Source organism: Flavivirga algicola (genome assembly GCF_012910715.1).
Taxonomy (GTDB): domain Bacteria; phylum Bacteroidota; class Bacteroidia; order Flavobacteriales; family Flavobacteriaceae; genus Flavivirga; species Flavivirga algicola.
Genome location: NZ_JABBHF010000004.1, coordinates 35,339 through 54,949, shown reverse-complemented (window position 1 = coordinate 54,949; position 19,611 = coordinate 35,339). Strand labels below are relative to the sequence as shown.

Annotated in this window: 13 protein-coding genes; 9 read left to right on the top strand and 4 right to left on the bottom strand. The window is 34.0% G+C overall.

Annotation, left to right across the window (positions count from 1 at the left end):
• Positions 1–11: 11 nt before the first annotated feature.
• From HHX25_RS07770 to HHX25_RS07755, 4 genes are read right to left on the bottom strand one after another with little or no spacing between them, the layout of a single operon-like run.
• Positions 12–482 (bottom strand): DUF2271 domain-containing protein, encoded by a 471-nt coding sequence (locus HHX25_RS07770; protein ID WP_394352860.1) that lies wholly within the window; start codon positions 480–482, stop codon positions 12–14.
• A gap of 35 nt (positions 483–517) precedes the next feature.
• Complete coding sequence (locus tag HHX25_RS07765) at positions 518–2,002, bottom strand: ankyrin repeat domain-containing protein (protein WP_169671877.1); 1,485 nt, start codon at positions 2,000–2,002, stop codon at positions 518–520.
• Between the two features lie 9 nt (positions 2,003–2,011).
• On the bottom strand, positions 2,012–4,435 hold the full coding sequence (locus HHX25_RS07760; protein ID WP_169671875.1) for a TonB-dependent receptor: 2,424 nt from the start codon (positions 4,433–4,435) through the stop codon (positions 2,012–2,014).
• A 29-nt stretch (positions 4,436–4,464) separates the two neighbouring features.
• Positions 4,465–5,370: a DUF6607 family protein gene (locus tag HHX25_RS07755; RefSeq protein WP_169671873.1), complete on the bottom strand. Its 906-nt coding sequence runs from the start codon at positions 5,368–5,370 to the stop codon at positions 4,465–4,467.
• Positions 5,371–5,475: 105 nt separating this feature from the next.
• On the opposite strand from HHX25_RS07755, the gene HHX25_RS07750 reads away from it, so the two are divergent.
• The 9 genes from HHX25_RS07750 to HHX25_RS07710 all read left to right on the top strand — a co-directional run bounded on the left by HHX25_RS07750 (position 5,476) and on the right by HHX25_RS07710 (position 19,400).
• Positions 5,476–7,608 (top strand): TonB-dependent receptor plug domain-containing protein, encoded by a 2,133-nt coding sequence (locus HHX25_RS07750; RefSeq protein ID WP_169671871.1) that lies wholly within the window; start codon positions 5,476–5,478, stop codon positions 7,606–7,608.
• 11 nt (positions 7,609–7,619) lie between these two features.
• Positions 7,620–8,702, top strand: coding sequence for an HmuY family protein (locus HHX25_RS07745; protein WP_169671869.1), 1,083 nt, complete (start codon positions 7,620–7,622; stop codon positions 8,700–8,702).
• A 529-nt stretch (positions 8,703–9,231) separates the two neighbouring features.
• Positions 9,232–10,605 carry an RHS repeat domain-containing protein gene (locus HHX25_RS07740; RefSeq protein ID WP_169671867.1) on the top strand — a complete coding sequence of 458 codons (1,374 nt, stop codon included), beginning with the start codon at positions 9,232–9,234 and terminating at the stop codon, positions 10,603–10,605.
• Between the two features lie 96 nt (positions 10,606–10,701).
• Positions 10,702–11,046, top strand: coding sequence for a hypothetical protein (locus HHX25_RS07735; protein WP_169671864.1), 345 nt, complete (start codon positions 10,702–10,704; stop codon positions 11,044–11,046).
• Between the two features lie 25 nt (positions 11,047–11,071).
• Positions 11,072–11,491 (top strand): hypothetical protein, encoded by a 420-nt coding sequence (locus HHX25_RS07730; RefSeq protein ID WP_169671863.1) that lies wholly within the window; start codon positions 11,072–11,074, stop codon positions 11,489–11,491.
• Between the two features lie 152 nt (positions 11,492–11,643).
• Positions 11,644–11,910, top strand: a complete 267-nt coding sequence (locus HHX25_RS07725; protein ID WP_169671861.1) for a hypothetical protein — start codon at positions 11,644–11,646, stop codon at positions 11,908–11,910.
• Between the two features lie 1,059 nt (positions 11,911–12,969).
• On the top strand, positions 12,970–16,056 hold the full coding sequence (locus HHX25_RS07720) for a SusC/RagA family TonB-linked outer membrane protein (RefSeq protein ID WP_205958018.1): 3,087 nt from the start codon (positions 12,970–12,972) through the stop codon (positions 16,054–16,056).
• Between the two features lie 14 nt (positions 16,057–16,070).
• On the top strand, positions 16,071–17,795 hold the full coding sequence (locus HHX25_RS07715) for a RagB/SusD family nutrient uptake outer membrane protein (protein WP_169671858.1): 1,725 nt from the start codon (positions 16,071–16,073) through the stop codon (positions 17,793–17,795).
• Positions 17,796–17,807: 12 nt separating this feature from the next.
• The gene (locus tag HHX25_RS07710) at positions 17,808–19,400 is read left to right on the top strand and encodes a hypothetical protein (RefSeq protein WP_169671856.1); all 1,593 of its coding nucleotides are present in this window, start codon (positions 17,808–17,810) and stop codon (positions 19,398–19,400) included.
• The last annotated feature ends 211 nt before the right edge of the window (positions 19,401–19,611 follow it).

Genomic DNA, 19,611 nt, shown 5'->3' with positions numbered 1-19,611 from the left:
CTTTGTTTTATTTATTGGGGCATCATACGTATGTAACGTATAAAACCATGCCCTTCAACTTTACTTTTTACCGAAGTTGAAGTGAGTTCAAACTCAACATCATCTTTGTAATATTCTTGATCTTCGACTGCCGATTCAAAACGTATTTTGTAACCCGTATCTATTTTGTCGTCATCAATTTGGATAACATTTATAGCACGTCCTCCACCACTAATAGTAGCGCCTGTAATAGCATCGATATTGGTACGTGCCTTTCCTTGAAATTTCCACCATTCTGTAATATCAAAATACCACTCATCATCATCGCCCTGAACATATAATGTTTTTTCATATGCGCCTTTTGGATTCAACAATGAAATGGCTATATAAGCCCCTTCTCCTGTATAATTTGTCATTTGTATCATACATTTATAGGAAGATGTGTTTAGAGGCTTGCTTTCAAATCCGAACAAAATAAATGCGGATAAAATAAGCACAGGCATCATTTTAAAAACCAGTGTATTTCTCATGATATTTATTATTTTAAAAAATTAATATTTTTTCCCTTTAGTAATTCATTTTCTTTAGCCAGATCATATACAGATTCATCAAAATCCGTTTTAATATTCTTGTCGGCATTAATAGACAATAAGTATTTAAGAATTTTGGTGTCTTTGGCCTTCATAGCAGCTAAATGTAAAGGTGTTATTCCATCTCTATTTTTGGTATTTAGATCTACTCCCAAAGCGTTTACATACTTTAATAAATCTAAATTGTTACTATAAACAGCTAGATGAAACAACGTGCTTCCATCTTTTTGAATCGCTTTAATTTTTAAACCCTTACTTGATAATATTTTCAATTTTTGATTAAAGGCTTTCTGTTTATTAACATCAAATGTTTTAAATAAATAATAAACAAGATTGTTGCCTTTAGTATCAATAACATGGACATCGGCTTCTTTCTTAACTAAAAAATCGACAACTTCGGGGGTGTTACCAATCGCTTTTGTTAAAGCAGATTGTCCATTGTTATTGATATGATTAATCTTTTGGGTTTTTGTAATAAGTTCCTTTATTATTTCTAAAGAATTCCATCTGGAAGCATTGATAAGTGCTGTATTACCTTCTTTGTCTATTTGATTAACATCCACCCCATTTTTAAAAAAATAGTTTAGAGTTTCAAGGTCTTTATTCCCATAAGCCAAATTATGAAGCGGCGTCATGCCATCATTATTGGTAATATTTGGAGCTATGCCCAGACTTTCTAAATATTTAAAAAAATCTAGGGAATTGTATCCTCTTCTAGATCCTCGCGTAGCTAACAACATAGCATTACCTCCATTGTTATTCAATTCGTTATAAGGAATGCCTTTTTTAATTAATTTTTCAAGCATTACTTTATTTCCAGCTTGAGCCGTATAATTAAATACACCATTGCCCGCATGGTCTTCGCTAGTAATACTGAGTCCTTTTTTGATAAAATAGTCAACGATTTCAAAATTCTTAAGGTGGGGTATTAATAATAATAAGGCATTAGCACCATGCTCATCAACATCGTCTTTAATAGCTATGCCGCTTTCAATACACAAATTATAAATATCAAGGTTAGTCACGCCAGTTGCCGCCGCAAATGTTAACACAGAAAAATGATGTGCATCTTTTAGGTCCATTCTAGCATGCTTAGATATTAAATATTTCATTAACTCTAAATTATCTTTATAAGCAGCCCAAAACACATAGGTACGCTTATCATGTGTTAATTTATTAACATCATTTCCAGCTTTAGAAAGTAAATATTTAATAATACGATTAGGTGTTTTTGATAAAATAGCATACACTACGGCATCAAACCCATTAGGGTTTAAATCTGAAGCACTGTGTCCTTCAGCTATTTTTTGATCTATAACTTCTATAGTTGGATTTGTTTTCCAAAAATCTCCCTTCCAAAAAATATTTTTTTCCTGGGCTTGCAAAAGATTCGCAAACCATAGATATACTAAAAGAAATTTAAAAATCTTCATTTTATACACTTAAAATTTATATCGCAATGTGGTTCCAAAAGTTGCTGGAGAAATCCTGTTTATATATACCGTTCTGTAAGCATTATATCCTAATTCATTAAAAACATTATTTGCAAAAACATCTAAACTTAACTTTGAATTAAATTGATAAGATGATTGGATATTTACTGTAGTATAAGCCTTTAAATCGAATGGTTTAACACCAGGAACAACACCTGTATGGGTATAGTTTCTAGACCATACATTATGAGGTCGTTTGCCTAAATAGTAAACACCTGCTCCTAGTGACAAGCCCTCTAAAGTGTTTTTGAAGCCATACCTTGTCCAAAAATTCGCGGTATTTTTGGGTGTGTTCAAGGGGCTGGAATTATAATAATATGATACGTGGTCTTTATATCTAGCATCCAAATATGAATACCCCGCAATAATTTCTAAATTAGGTAAAACACGACCTATCAATTCAATTTCCACACCGCTTCTAGTATCTTCACCCCCTTTTAAATAATACCCAAGGAAGGTCCCATCGGTATCTAAAGCCTCTAAATTCAGGTTTTTGCTTGAAGTTGAAAAGTATGTAACATTAAAGCGTAATGCATTATCCAACCAGGTTGATTTAACACCAGTTTCAAACTGGTCCCAACGTTCTGTACCCAACTCATTTCCATTAACATCTCTGTAAAAAGAAGTCATAGGGTTAGAACTACTAGCATAAGACCCAAAAATAATCACATTTTTTATAGGTTTAATATTGAAACCTAATAATGGGTTAATCGCATCATCCCTTTTAGAACCTGTTAAACTTCTGCCAATAAAATTACCTTTCGTTCTTTCTAATGATGTGTAACGAAGTCCTAAGAATACATCGGCCCAACCAGTTAATGTTATTTTATCTTGAATCGTAAATCCGTAAGATTTTGTTTTAGAACCAGTTGCCCTATCTGGATTTGGCGCTACACTTACAGCACCAGGCAAAACATTGCTTATAGGTTGGGTAACATCAATGATATCTATATAAGGATTGGTATCAGGATAGGAAGTTGTATAGGCCGTATTATCAAACTCGGTGTTTCTATAATCAACTCCCACTTGAAATGTATGTTTTAAAGATCCTGTTTGAATATCTTTTCCTAACAAATCAATTTGTAATACACTATTTTTATCTAATCGGCCATCGGCATAATAATCCCTGTACCTTTGACCACCAGGGAGTACATCCAAACCAGATCGACCACCACCTTGAAAAACATAAGAAGTTTCTGCATAGGTTTCTAAATGAGATGAAAACAAACCAGCCTTTAAACTTAAGTTATCGCTAATTTCTCTTTCAAATCGAATAGCGTATGTCTTATTTATGGAATTGTTTCTATCTGAATCGAAACCTAGAAAATTAGTATTCGGAAGTCTATAAATATCATTAGTGGCATAATCTCCCAAATTAACAGTACCCTGATCTGGCGTTATACTATCGTCTGTATAATCCATTTCTAAAACGATATTTGTTTTATCGTTTGGTTTCCATGCCAAAGAAGGGTTCATATAAAAACGTTCTGAATTTACTTTACTTCTATAACTATCTGCCCTATCGTAAGCGCCTGCCACTCTAAAAGCTATGGTTTCTTTTTTATCTAAGGGTCCATAAAAATCGAATGTAGGTCTAACCATTCCAAAACTACCCGTTCTAAAAGTCACTTCACCTCCTTCATAGAACTTCGGTGTTTTTGTAACAATATTTATAACACCACCTGCAGAACCAAGATCACCTCCTAATCCTTGACTAATAGCCGATACTCCTTTTAGTACTTGGATATTGTCAACACCAGCCATATCGGTAATAACGCCTATGCCTCTAAAATCGGAATTGATTCTAACACCATTTTTTAATATCGGTATCCCTCGATATCCTCTTAAAGACATACTCTCTCTTATGTTTCCATAAGTTGCGAACGTATAAACACCAGCAACATTTTTTGTAACATCTCTAAGTGTCAAGGCATTTTGTTTATCGATTAGCGCATGTGACAATATAGAAATACTTTGTAGTTGCTCGTTTGGAGCCAATGGCAACCTAGTTAATGTCTCTAATTTTTCAGCTCTTTTATTTCTTGTCCCAAAAAGTTCGACTTCTTCTAATTTTGTGTTTGTTCTAAGTTTAAAGACTATATTATTTACATCCCCGTTAACAACAATGCTTTGAGAACTTTGGTTATACCCCACAGCACTGGCTATGATATTATATGTTGAGAAAGGAATATTTTCAATGACAAAGGTTCCATCTTCTTTTGAAGACGCTCCTAACTTAGTGCCTTCCAAATATACACTTGCATACGGGATGATTTCATTAGATTCATTTTTTACAATTCCTTTTAATGTTGCTTGACTGTACGTTGTATAAATACAACTGATTACTAGTAATAATGCTAGTGTTTTCTTCATTATATATTAAGTTGATTAGTATTTTGGGTTTATTTAATTACAAATGATTCGATGACTTTATTGATAGGCTCAGCTTTGGTGTAATCATTAGAAAACAAGTATTTAAAAAGTACTTTATTATCAACTTTAGATGCTAGAGCCAGGTTTTTATTTCTGCTATATACCTCAGACCATTTATTACGAACCAATGCCCATTTCCCTTGATTTTTCTTCCACCAATCGGCGGCGGCCTTACATCGGTTATCATCAACTTTTACGTAGGTATTGTAGCCCTTTTCCTTTGCCAACATCACATCTGCTTTTCCTTTTTCACGAATTACTTTAGCATTATCCTGATCATGAACCCAACCATAATTAGTGATTTCATGTCTGTTTCCTCTAACAGTTATATTGTAATCGCTTCGCTTGGTATATTCTCTTCTAGGAAGTGGTGCATCGGTTGTGTTTTCCCAATAACTTTTACCATCTACATGCACCCAGGTCGCTGAGCCTTCATATCTCGGGCTGTCATCAACCTGATATACTTTCTGGGTCCATTGCCCTTTAACCTCAGATTTTGGCTTAGCCATATAATTCCAGGTATTATCACCGTTAAACATGTAAAAATTAGTATTCTCGTAAAGCCAATCTTGTCGCCAATGCTTTACGATATGTGGTTTGGAAGGGTCTCCTACTTGAAGTAAATGCTGAATAGAGATTTTATTTTTATCATCTTCAACCAATTGTGCCCATTCTAAACCTTTATCTGTTTTCGTTTTCGATGGTTGGTAAAGGGAATCTTTACTGTAATTAAACGTTTCTGCAAAATTAAAAGTCACTTCGTAGCAACCACACATCTTTTTAATGGCTTCTGCATCTTGCTTTTTCTTGTTTTGGGTATTTCCATGTATTGAAAATGTTAAAATTATTAGTAAAAAAATAGATAACTGTTTCATTTTTAGATACTTGTTTTTTTGTTAATTAAAAAATTCGAAAATTTAATTATTCTTATTTAGACTGAATTAAAATAACATATATATTTGCAGCAAATTTAATTAAGAATGATTCTAAATAAAAAACATTTCTTCATTTATTTTTCAATTTTTTTTTCAGGCCTGATATTCTCTCAAGGTGAAGAGCAAGATATTGTGAAGGTTAACAACTTAGAAGAGGTCATTGTTACTGGACAGTATAGCCCACAATCCATCAAAAAATCGGCTCATAATGTTATAGTTATAAAAAGAGAACAGATTGAAAATCAAGCAGCCAATAATTTAGCAGACTTGTTAAATTTCAATTTAAACTTAACCATCATTCCAAATTCGCAAACAGGAAAATCTACTATTTCTTTTTTTGGATTGGACTCCCAATACTTCAATATTCTTATAGATAATATTCCACTAGTAAGCGATAACGGACTTGGAAACAACATAGATTTAACGCAGATAAACCTTGATGATGTTGAACGTATCGAGATTGTTGAAGGTGCTATGGGTGTTGAATATGGAGCCAATGCCGTTTCTGGAGTTATTAATATTATCACCAAAAAAGGTATTGATAGTACATGGAAAATTCAAACATCTTTGCAAGAAGAATCTGTTAGTAATGAGTATAAATGGTTTGATGAAGGCAGGCACATTCAAGCCCTTAATATTGGTCATAATTTTAACCAAAATTGGTTTGTCAGAGCTGGCATAAATCGAAATCAATTTGCTGGTTTTTACAATGATAAACAAGGAAAAAACCATTATCTGAATGATGGTTTAAGGGGATACGATTGGCTTCCAAAAACACAAATTAATACCAATGCTTTATTAAATTATAAAAAGAAAAACTTTAAACTCTTCTATAAATTTGAATATTTCAACGAAGTCATTAATTACCATGACGCAGCGGTTAGAGCTAATATAGATACGCAATCGCAAACAAGCAATCCTTCTGCTACAGACAGGATTTTTACAACCAATCGGTTTGTAAATAATTTAAATGTAAACGGGCAATTAAATTCTGGAGCACATTATAATGCTTCGGTATCCTATCAGCAACAAAAACGTCGTTTAAATGAGTTCAATTATTTTATTCTTAGTAAAGAAAAAAGCAATGAGACTGATGAGCTTTATCAATCGAGCAGCGTATTTTTTTCAAAAGGAAGTATTAATAATCTTGTTAAAAATAGTTCTTACAACTTCCTATTGGGCTATGAAACACGTTTAATTACAGGGTTTGACACACAAGCTTCTGGAAACGTAACGCAACGGGACAAAAAACAATCGCAAAACAATTATGCTTTGTTTGGTTCTTCAGAAATAAATCTTTCTAATAACATGTTATTACGCCCTGGTATACGCTACGAATACAATTCGCAATTCCAATCCAAACTTTTAGGATCTATAAGTGCACGCTACCTCATGAAAAATGGATTCGAATTACGTGGAAATATTGGTACATCCTACAGAACTCCAAATTTTGAAGAGCTATACTACTATTTTGTCGATAGCAATCACGATGTAAGAGGTAATGAGAACTTAAATCCTGAAAATGGTTTTACTGCTTTTATAAACTTAAAAAAGCGTAGTTGGTTCGACACCGTTTCACTTTTAAATACCTTTAAAATAAGCTACATCGATATAAAGGATAGAATAGACCTCGCTGTTATTAATACCACACCTTTACAATTTCAGTACATTAATATTGATGCCTATAAACTATGGGGAATGACTTTAGAAAATCGTTTAAAAACCAATCATTGGACACTCAATTTAGGAGCCACATTACAAGGTATTTCACAAATTGCCAATGCCGAAGCGAACTCTAAAAACGACTTTCTTTATAGTTTACAAGTTAATGCCAGTGGCACGTATCGAATTAAAAAATGGCAAACGGCACTAACAGTCCTTTTAAAACATAATGGGAAGCAACAAAACTACACGGCTACAGGCACCGATAGTAACGGGAATGCTTTGTTCTCCAAAACAACAACCGATGCCTATAGTTGGTTAGATGCTTCCATAAAAAAATCATTTTTAAATAAAACCGTCCAAGTTACAATTGGTGGTCGAAATTTATTGGATGTCACTAATGTCAATATTAGTAGCTCCGCAAATGAAGCCATCCATGCTTCCAATAACAATAGTCTCTTATTGGGCTATGGCCGTTCATATTACCTAAAATTATTATACAATCTTAAATTTTAAAACTACATACCATGATTAACAAATTTTTTACTTTTATTTTATATACTACGGTCATTATTTTTTCGAGCTGTAGTACTGATGACAGTCCTAAGGAACCTATTAAAATTGTGATTGAAGGCGCATCAGTCTCTCCAGAAGTGGGTGGGCCTAACCAACAAAATCAAGTTTATATTGATTTAAGCACCAATACAACTTCAAGTGTACAAAGAGATTCCTGGGATCTAGGTTTTTACTCTGGATCAAATTTTAGGGTTGTTCTTAACGGAACTATCTATATGGCAGCTGCCAAACTCACAGAAACAGATATAGATGCTGTGAATTCAACCTCAACTGAAGTACAAGATTTACAGCCACAAGTTGCTGTTGGAACTTTTGATGCTGCAAATACCGCTTATGTTGATGCGCCAGATGGTACCATGAGCAATACGGCTATTGCTGAAATTTCAGATGTTGATGCCAATAATAATGTGTATTTGGTAAATCTGGGTTATAAAGTTGGAACTGAAACACCCGCTACAGGAAGTGTTGCTATTTCTGGTGATGCAAGAGGGTGGAAAAAAATCAGAATTCTAAAAAATGGCAATGATTACAAATTACAATATGCAGACCTAGATGCCACAACTCACAAAGAGGTTTCTATTTCTAAAAATACCGATTATAATTTTACCTTTTTTAGTTTTGATTCTGAAGATATTGTTAACATAGCCCCTAAAAAAGAAGACTGGGATATAAGCTTTACTGTTTTTACTAATGAAATTACAGGATTTGGTTCTTATGGTTTTTCCGATTTTGTAGTCAATAACACAAAAGCCAATGCCAAAGCTTATATGATAGATACAGAAATTGATAACTCATTAGCATATAATGATTTTACATTAGCCAATGTTGTTGATACTAATTTTACCAACGATCAACGTAGTATTGGTAGTAGCTGGCGAAACGGTGGTGGTCCAGGAACTTTACCTTCTTTAAAAACCAATGTCTTTTATGTGATTAGTGATACAGACGGAAACCTTTACAAACTGCAATTTTTAGCTTTAACCAACGAAGCTGGAGAAAGAGGGTATCCTAAGTTTGTTTACAGCTTGCTGTAGTAACATCTATTAAAACATTTTGTTTTAAGTAAAGAGATCGTTTAGAAAGTAATTTCTAGACGATTTTCTTTTTTGAAAAATAGACAATCCAAATTTTATAGACGCTTTAGTACAAAGTACAAAAGAACTAAAAACGAATAGTCCCAATAGAATTTTTACTTCTACTTCTAAATACATATCTTCCCTATTCAATTAAGTGTATCCAGACAGTCTATACCTAAGATTCATTAAATACGGTTATTATATAACGTAAATCCATCATTTTATTGCCTCAATTTTAAGATGCGAAGACCTATACCTAAATCTAAATGACTTCATTTTTACAAATAAATTGGCTGTTTTTAACAATTTACAATGAATAATTCTCATTATATATCAAATTTCATTGTTGTATTGACAAACCAGAATTAGATAATAGGAGTTTATTTTTCACAAAAATTGATATGCTGAACAAAAACTGAACAAGCCATTAGCTTTAATAGACGAGCCGACCTCCTTCAAACTTTGATTATTCCCCCGAAATTCCCCGATGATGAATAGAAGCCATGCCTATTATGGCGGTGATGATGCCGAAAAACTACAGAGACGTTATCATAAACACTATTCAGCCATTACAGGTACAGAGATTGTAGAAGATACACAAATGGGAAGTGTAAAAATCATCACTTATGTAAGTGGCGATGCTTATTCGGCACCAATTGCGCATATCAAAAGAACGGTAGATGTCCCTATAGATGAATATCATTATTTGCACAGGGATTATCTAGGCAGTATCTTAGCCATTACCGATGGTGATGTGATTGAAGAGCGCCAGTTTGGAGCTTGGGGGTCGGTAGATAAGTTCTTAGACATTAGTACTGGTGGTACCGTTTTTAACCACCAAAGTTTGTTAGGTCGAGGCTATACAGGACATGAACACTTTTTTGAGGTGTCCCTGATCCACATGAACGGTCGTATGTATGACCCTCAATTAGGTAGGTTCTTATCTCCCGATAATTATATACAAGAACCATTTAATACCCAAAACTACAACCGTTATGGCTATGTGTTAAATAATCCGTTGATGTACACAGACCCCACAGGAGAATTGTTTGGTGGTGAAGGCGATGGCATATTGGGTGGTTTTGTAAATCTGCTTTGGTCTAGTTTAAAATCCCTGTTTGGAGGGTATGATCCACCTAGTGGTGGTAATCAGAATGCGGTTATACCATCTCATTATTATATGGTAGATGGCTCCAGAAATGCTTCTATACAACCTCCTGGGAAACCAAATCCTGAACATACTTTTGACCCACCTGTTTCGCAAGATAATACAAGCTTTTTAGAAGGTTGGAATAGAACGGTTAGTAGATTCAATAATAATTTCTGGGGAAGCTTTCAGGACTTTATGAACAAGCCTATACAAGGCGCAGCCAATTACATTAACCAAACGATGCTTGGTGTAGCCCAATTGACACATGATGTTGTTCCTGGTTTATCAGGTGTAACTGGCATAGAAAATAAAACGGGTAATGCTATAGTTGCTGCGGGTGAAACCATATCGAATATTCCTAATATGACTAATGAGCAATTAGGAAGTTTGAGTGGAGGAACTTCGATTTTTGCCATGCAGTTTTTGGTTACACGAAAGATGTCTGTGAGTAATGGGTTTTCTAGTCTGAATAGAGCTAACCTATTGACACAAGGTATTAGAAGATTTTCTGGTGATGCAGCAGTTACTCATTTCACTAAACATGCTAATAGTGTGATGAGTGCTTTGGGCAAGAAATCGTACAATTTGACTAATTATTTAGACGATGCCAATCATGTAATAAAAAATGGAACTTTTGTTCCCGAACTTAATGGGTATGTGAGGTTGATAGGAGGACAAGGAAGTGCTAAATTTGGATTTGTAGGTGATTAACCAAGCTACTGGAAATATTACCACCTTTCATATAAAAACAGCTAAAGAACTTGCTAAGAAAGCACCTAGTATGTTTGGCTATTAAAATAAAACAAAATGATAAAAATTTATAAAGTAAAATGGTTATCTAAGGAAGCAGGAGAAGCTGAAGTTTATTTGTCAGATGGATACTTTAACTTGATGTGTTTTTGTCACCCATTTAATCAAGCTATAGGGGATTCTGTGCCACAACCTTTATATACTTTAAATGTGAAAGATATTTTTATATTGGACGATGAAGAAATATTTTCAGTAACGAAAGAAGAAGACTCATTTGATTACAAATTAACAGGGCAAGTAATAAATAAAGACGAAAATCAAATTAAAATTGGAGAGTTTATTCTTGAGTTGGATAATCCATTGCCAAATGATGTTCAGGTAAGAGATTTCATTTATTTGTGAACGAATAGATATATATTGATTATTAGTGAATCTAAAAAATATAATCGATAATAGCGGAGATTCAGTTCTTGAAGAATATTTTTATTCTAAAGGAATCTTGACTATAGCTTTAGATGTGACTGAGCTTGAAAAGAAAATAAAGATTGAAATTAAGACAGGAGATATATCATTCAGCAACTACTACTTAGAAAAGAAAGAAGAATTATATAGAACTTGTAGAATTGAAATTCAAGAATTGTCAAGTGTCCTTTTGGTTGAAAACAGTTTTTATGTCCCTTCAAAGACATTTGGAAAGTTAATGACAGAATCGAGGTTAGATTATAATCTCGCATATGGAAAAAAGAATTCAGATATAAAATATATTTTTTCCTTGGTTGGTTATGATAGACTTGTATCTTGTTTGTTACCTGATTTGAATTGTATTACAATTGAAATAGAAACATAAGGTAGATTATAGATTTTGAAAAAGGCTAATACTGTTTAGTATCACATAATATAATAGGAAATAGCTGTTTTTAGGTCTGAATGAAGTTTCTAATTCTCATTTCAATATTTATCAAGCCAAAGGTTTCTATAGACCTTGGGAATAAAAATATTATGAAAACAAAAAAAATGTTAGTGCCAATTGATTTAGAGAACCCTAAAAAGGATGAAAACGATTTTCTTTATCCTATCTTAATAGAAAATGAGTTTGTCTTTAAAGGAATCAAATATGGCAAAATATGGAAGCATGGAATAGTAAGCTTCATTGGGAAAGAGATATCTAAAAATGATGTTCTTGCTAGAATAGTAGATTCAGGCAATAAAATAGATAATGTTGAAGAGCTTATTTCATGTTTAGATGATTATGAGTTTTACCGTTAGGAAGTATAATAAGTATTAATACTACAGGTAAAGAATTTAATTTAGAAAATCATGGAAGAAGAAAAAGAACAAGAAGATTTGGTCAATAATTAATAGTTCTTAATTCAATGCTAATCCTTGAATTAAATTCTTCAGAAGGAGAAAATTTTATCAAATTTGATGATAGTATCTCCCTCGCTCGTCCTAGTATGTCCACAAAAAAGTGATCGCTTCCGCTAGTTTTTAACTAGTGGCCGTTAGAGTAAGTATAAATTATGATAATAAGAAAAAGCTTTTACAATAATGTAAAGACTTTTTTGAAAAATAGACAATCCAAATTTTATAGACGCTTTAGTACAAAGTACAAAAGAACTAAAAACGAATAGTCCCAATAGAATTTTTACTTCTACTTCTAAATACATATCTTCCCTATTCAATTAAGTGTATCCAGACAGTCTATACCTAAGATTCATTAAATACGGTTATTATATAACGTAAATCCATCATTTTATTGCCTCAATTTTAAGATGCGAAGACCTATACCTAAATCTAAATGACTTCATTTTTACAAATAAATTGGCTGTTTTTAACAATTTACAATGAATAATTCTCATTATATATCAAATTTCATTGTTGTATTGACAAACCAGAATTAGATAATAGGAGTTTATTTTTCACAAAAATTGATATGCTGAACAAAAACTGAACAAGCCATTAGCTTTAATAGACGAGCCGACCTTCTTCAAACTTTGATTATTCCCCCGAAATTCTCTAAAAGACTGTAATATATGGAGAATCTTAGCAATTTTCATAACAAATAAAAACCTGACAAGGTAAATATTTTTCAATACAAAAAAATAAGCCATAAAACACGCAAACGAACATTCATGTGCTATTGAGAAACACTCAATGAACGAAAAAAAAATATTTGTGTCCAGTTTTTATTGAGGGTGCATTTCACCTGTCTGATTGGTAATTTGATAATTTTATCCATGTATTATTAACAAAAACTAAATATTCAACCAGTTTTGATATCATATTCTCATTGATATTAAAATACTAACTACCTAATTCATCATTATGAAAGGACAAAAATTAAAATTGATCAAAGTAAATGCCTTGCTGCTATTCCTAACTTTAGGAATGGGCTGGGTGCATGCACAAGAAACGATTTCAGGTGTGGTCACAGACGAGCAGAAAATGCCTTTGGGAGGGGTTTCTATTATTGTTGAAGGCACCAAAAATGGAGCAGTGACAGATTTTGACGGCAAGTATTCAATTTCTGCTAATGTTGGTGAAACCTTATTATTCTCATACCTAGGTTTCAAAGTTATAAGGCGCGTTGTTACTACAAACAACAAAACTATAAACGTGCAACTACAGGAAGACTCACAGGTTTTGAACGAAATTGTAGTCGTGGGTTATGGAACTCAAAAGAAAAAAGAAGTAACTGGTGCAGTTGCCAGAATTAGTACTGAAGAAATTTTGGAGGCTCCAGTACCAGATGTTCTTGCGTCACTACAAGGGAAGGTCGCAGGTGTAAGTATTCAAGCTGTCGATGGTCGTCCTGGATCTGCTGCTAATGTTCAAATTCGAGGACTCGTATCTCTTAATGGTGGTGAGCCATTATATGTTGTAGACAATATTCCTCAAGAAGGCAATCCAAATATTGCGCCCGAGCAGATAGAGTCTATCGATATTTTAAAGGATGGTGCTTCGGCTTCAGTATATGGTGTACGAGCAGCTGGTGGTGTCATTTTAATTACTACCAAAAGAGGTAAGGCCGGTAAAATGCAAGTAGATATTTCTACGTATACTGGTATTCAAAACATTACTTCTGGACCAGCTTTGGCAAATACAGCCGATCACCTTTATATTAGAGAAACAACGGCTGAAGCAGCTGGGGGTGAACCAATCACATTTTTCTTAGATGCTAATGCATTAGATTGGGATACGAATTTTGTGGAAGAAGTAACAAATAATAATGCTATTATTCAAAATGTTACTGCTAATATTTCTGGTGGTGTTGAAAATTTGACATTTAACTTTAACACCAATTATTTTAAACAAGACGGTGTTATTCAAGGTTCAGACTTTGATAGATTAACCAATAGAATAACGGGGCAATTTACTAAAGGTAAATTCAAAGCTTTTGGGTCTATAAGCATGACCCAAGAAAATAGAAACCAAGAACCTTTCAATTTTTATCAGCTTGGAGTTGGCCAATTACCTCATACTAGACCGTTTGGAGAAATAGAGTCTCAAGGAAATGCAGTCGTGTTGGATGTTGAAAACGAGGTGTTTTTTAGTTTCCTATCTAGGCAATTGGATAACATAGATGAAAGAGAAAACAATAATTACAGTTTAGCTCTTAACCTGGAATATGAGTTAATTGATGGCTTAAAGTACAAGTTAAATTTAGGTCGTAACCAATTTAACTTTTTTAGAAAGTTCTTTCAGCCGCAATATTTAGCTATAGATAGATCTGGAGAGCTTAATGAATCTGCCTCTAGACTCAATGCGACTTTACAGGAATTTTACAATTTCGCCAAAAGAGAGACTATTGAGCACATTCTTAATTATCAGAAATCATTTGGCAAACATAACTTAGACCTTTTAGCGGTTGCTTCTTACGAAAGGTTTGAAAATAGAAACATTTCTGTAGGAGTATTATTTGACGATATAGCTTCCAATGACGTTCAAGTATTATCAAATGGAGCAGAAGGAATTAAACCTACAGGTGTTAATTTTAAAAATACTATTGCAGGTAAACTAGCAAGGGTTCAGTATAATTATGATGGCAAATACCTGTTATCAGCAAGTTACAGAAGAGATGGATCTTCAAGATTTCCTAGAAATAACAGGTATGCCGATTTCTTTGGTGTATCTGCAGGTTGGAATGTAAGCGATGAAAATTGGTTTAATGTTGAAGGTATTAACTCTTTAAAACTCAGAGGAAGTATTGCTGAGACAGGGTTTAATGGCATTGGAGACTATAGATTCCAACAGCTTATTGAAACAGGGGTAAATTATCCTTTTGGGCCTAATGAAGATATTGTATTTGGTCAAACTCAAAGACAATACAGCAATCCAGATGTGGCTTGGGAAACTACTATTTCCAAAAATATTGGTATTGAAATAGGCCTTTTTAATAACCAATTGAATATTACGGCAGACGTCTATGAAAATGATAAGGAAGATATGTTGATTAATCAACGTTTGGCACCATCTACTGGTACATGGCAACCATTTGCTGAAGGTGCCTACAATACAATCCCAGTTAATGCAGGAAACATGACTAATAGAGGGATTGAATTAGGAATAAACTATAAAGATCAAATAGGTGAAGATTTTAAATACAGTATATCTGGTGTGTTCTCCAAGAATGAAAATGAAGTTACAGAACTAAATGGTGTTAGAAGAGGTTTTGCAAATGGGTTTATAAACGTAAATACTCCAACTGGAGAAGCAACCACCTTCCTTGAGGTAGGTCGTGAGGCTTATGCTTTTTTCCTATTTCAACACGATGGGGTAATTAAAACTGCAGAAGAACTCGCAGAGTATCAGTTATTAGATTTTTCAAGTGGCGTTGTAAGTGCACCGCAAATTGGTGATATGCGCTATAAAGACGCCAATGGTGACGGTGCTTTAACTGAAGATGATAGAGTGTATTCGGGATCAGGTATCCCAGAATTTAATGTGGGATTAAACCTTAACCTGAATTACAAAAACTGGGATTTAGCATGTCAAATGTTTTATTCTCATGGAGCAGAAATTTATAACGGTGGTAAGAATATTGCTTACACTTTTGGACGTCATCAAGATCAGGTATTTCATTGGACGCCTCAAAATCCGAATTCCGATATTCCAACATTTAGAGAAACATCTAACCATTCTAATAATAAGCCATCATCAGACTTTTGGTTAGAAGATGGTACATATCTTAGAGTTAGAACACTTTCTGTTGGTTATACGGTTCCAGGAACAGAAAAGCTTGGAATTGAGAAGTTTAGAGTATATGTAAACTCATTAAACCCGTTTACTTTTACTGAATACAATGGATATGATCCTGAGGTAGGAGGTAATGGTTTAAGTAATAGAGGGATAGATTTCGGTAATTACCCTGTATCACGTCAGTTTATGATGGGATTCCAATTAAGTTTCTAAAAAAAATGAATATTATGAAAAAAATACAAAACAATTTAATTAAGCTTACACTGCTTTTTATGCTTGTTATAACGAGTTGCAATGAAAGTGTATTCTTAGATGAACAAAATCCAAATTTCATTACGCCTGAAACATTTTGGGAGACGGAAGGACAATTTCAGGCAGCACTTGCCGCAGTGTATGGTGCTTTACAATATCGCTCTATAAGTGGCGCAGAATTAGTACAAGAATTCGTGTTAGGCGATATAGGTGGTACAGAATCGTGGTATAGACCTTTTGCTTTTAGAAATTTGGCATTTAATGATGGTATTCTTCACGTAGTAGATAAATGGGAAGAGTGTTACGTTGGTATTTTTAGAGCAAATCAGGTTATCGTTAACCTTGAAACTGTAGATGAAGATGTAATTGATGATGAGTCAAAAGCTATTATAGATGGACAAGCTCGTTTTTTAAGAGCATTCTTTTATTGGCAATTAGTTCATTCTTACGGAGGGGCAATGATACATACTGATATTGCACGTGCTACTGAGGATTTCAATCAGCCTCTTTCGAGTATGGAAGAAGTAACAAATACGATCATCATTCCAGATTTACAAATTGCTATAGACAATCTTCCGGAAACATGGGATGGAGAAGACATAGGAAGAATTACTTGGGGTGCTGCAACAACTATGATGGCTAAAGTTCATCTTTTTGATGAAAACTGGCCAGAAGCAGCTAGACTATTTAAAGAAGTAATCGATTCTGACATATATGCGCTCACAAGAGATATCACAGATAACTTTTGGCATGAAAATGAGTTTAATGAAGAGTCTATTCTTGAGGTAAATTACTCTTTTGATATCAATCCTGGAAACTCAGGTTTCCCAGTAGATGATACGCCTTTTAATACAGGCTCTGAATCTACAACCTTGTCTACCGAAATTGGCCGTTTAGGTGCAGGTGGATTCAATACGGTACTCCCAACATACAACCTACATGAAATGTTAGTGAATGATGAAGTAGATCCAGACAATTCGATAAATGACGATAACCTTGAATCTAGAAGAATGAATGGAACCATTGCTCCAGAAAATGGAGAAGGCTTATGGTATCAAGAGCCTTATGGTACTATTGGTGGATGGGGAGGCGGACAGTCTGCTTATGTTAAAAAGCACTCTAACTGGTATCACCTTCCTGCAGAACCTGCAGAGGGCCGTAGTGGTATTAATTTTAGACATATAAGATATGCTGACGTACTATTGATGTATGCTGAAGCTGTTATTGAAGCTAATGGTGACTTTATGACTGCTATGCAATATGTTGATATGGTGAGAAGTCGTGCAGGTGTATACACATTGCAGCAATATATGGACATGAATGGAGGCATGTTTCCGCAATTACATGTAAGTAAGCAAGTTCATGGGGATTGGCCTATGGTTGCGCCAAGTTCTGAAACTGTAATGACGCATATTCGTCGTGTAGAAAGAGCAGTGGAACTTTGTTATGAAGGTCATAGATGGAAAGATTTAGTAAGATGGGGTATTGTACAAGAAGTTTTTGATGAGCTTAGAGCTGACGAAATTTGGCGTCAAGAGAATCTGGCTTCAATTCAAGATCCTACAGAACAACCATTTGTTATAAATGGCCACGTTAGACCTGATTTTTCTGTTGCTCAAAGAATTTATGACCCTGAGCAACACAACTACTTCCCTATACCAAGTACGGAAATACAGTCAAATGAACTTTTTAATCAATAAAAATTGCTTATTATGAAAAACTATAAATTTTTAACTATTTTATTTTCTGTAATAGGCTTACTATTAGTAAGTTGCGGAGAAGACATGTCGCTTCCTTTAACCGACACAAATCATAGAATAATTGTGACCTCTGAAATGGATTTTGAAAATAGAGTTTCTGTTAATGGACATATAGACTTTGGTGATATTTCCAGAGGAGTTGTTTCTAGACTATGGACTTTACCTGGAGGCACTGATGTATCAGTTATTGCTGAAAACGGAGAAAGCACCTCATCAAAAAAAGTTATTAAAGGTATTTTTTATAAACCTGGAGTTTATAATGTTACATTAAACCAAACATTTGGTGGTGATGTTTTTTCAAATGATGATAGTACAGAGCCCATTAATGGTAGAGTATTAGATACCACCATTGTTGTGACTGTACTAGATTCTCTTAGAGCCGATTTAAAACTGTATTATGTAAATGATGATGGGTCTACAGGAGCTGAGTTAACCCTGGCAGATGATGCAGAAAACGAACTTACAGCAAGTAAATCTGTTAGACTTACTTATACTACAATAGGAGAAGAAGATAATGTTATTTGGTCATCAAACGGAGGTAAACCAGATATGATTAATACCACTTTGAATGAAGTTGATATGAGATTTAATAAGTTAGGATCTTGGGACTTAGACTTTTTAGCTTCAAGGTTTCGTCCCCGTGATGCTGATACGATCTCTTTTGAAAAAATCATAAAGGTTATACCTTCTACAGAGCCTGTAGTTTTGGAACGCATCTTAGAAAGAGATGGTTTTGTTGCACTCGAGTTTAGTAGAGACATGGATCTAACGAGTTTAAATCCTTCTAACTTTTCAGTAAGATTGGAAAATGGCGGAACTACGCTTAACCCTACGGTTACAGAAGCTATCTTAGATGCTAATGAAGAAAATGTTGTTTTACTTGGATTTGATACTGAACGAATGTATGATAATGATATAGCCTATGTGTCCTACTCACCAGGAAGTATGACAACAGCAGATCAAGTTGAGGCTGATGCATTTACCGATGTTCCTTCAACATCTGCTGGTGCGAATGCAAATTTTTATGAAACTACAGGTATTGACTTTGGTTTTGAATCAACAACAGCTCAAAACAGAGATGGTGGTGATTGGCCTTACCAAAACTGGGGAGGTCTTTGGGGCGAATATGATATTGAAATTAATTCTGCACAACCACGTTCAGGTAATCAAAGTATGTATATAGAATATAGACCATTTGGCGGAATGATTATGCAAGCAAATGCAAATTTCCAATTAACAGTAGGTCAAGAATACGAAATTGGGTATTGGATTTACATAGTTGATGGCATTGCAAATGCACCAACAGGTACAGCTGCTTCAGATATTAGATTCTATGCTAATAACTGGGCTATGGGAGATTGGGCAACCACTGTTTTTAGTTCTGACATGCCTACGGGAGAATGGATTTATCAAAATTTCTATTTTAAATCTTCCACTGATGCAGAAATTAGTTGGTTAATAAGAGGCTTTAATGAGAATAACGCTGACACTATTAGATTCTATATGGACGATATGTCTCTTAGTGAAGTTGAGTTAAGACCTTAAAAGTATTATTTAATATTATTTTTAGTTTAGTTAAAAAAAGACCTGTCTTAATTAAGAGGCAGGTCTTTTTTCTTGAAATTTTTAAAGCTATTACGCATACACTCTTAGCGTAAATAAGTTTGATTTATAAGAGAATAGTCCCTTAAAAGAAAGATTGTTATAATACATTAATTGAGGCTGAGACAACTGGAAGAAGTTTCCCTATTTTAGA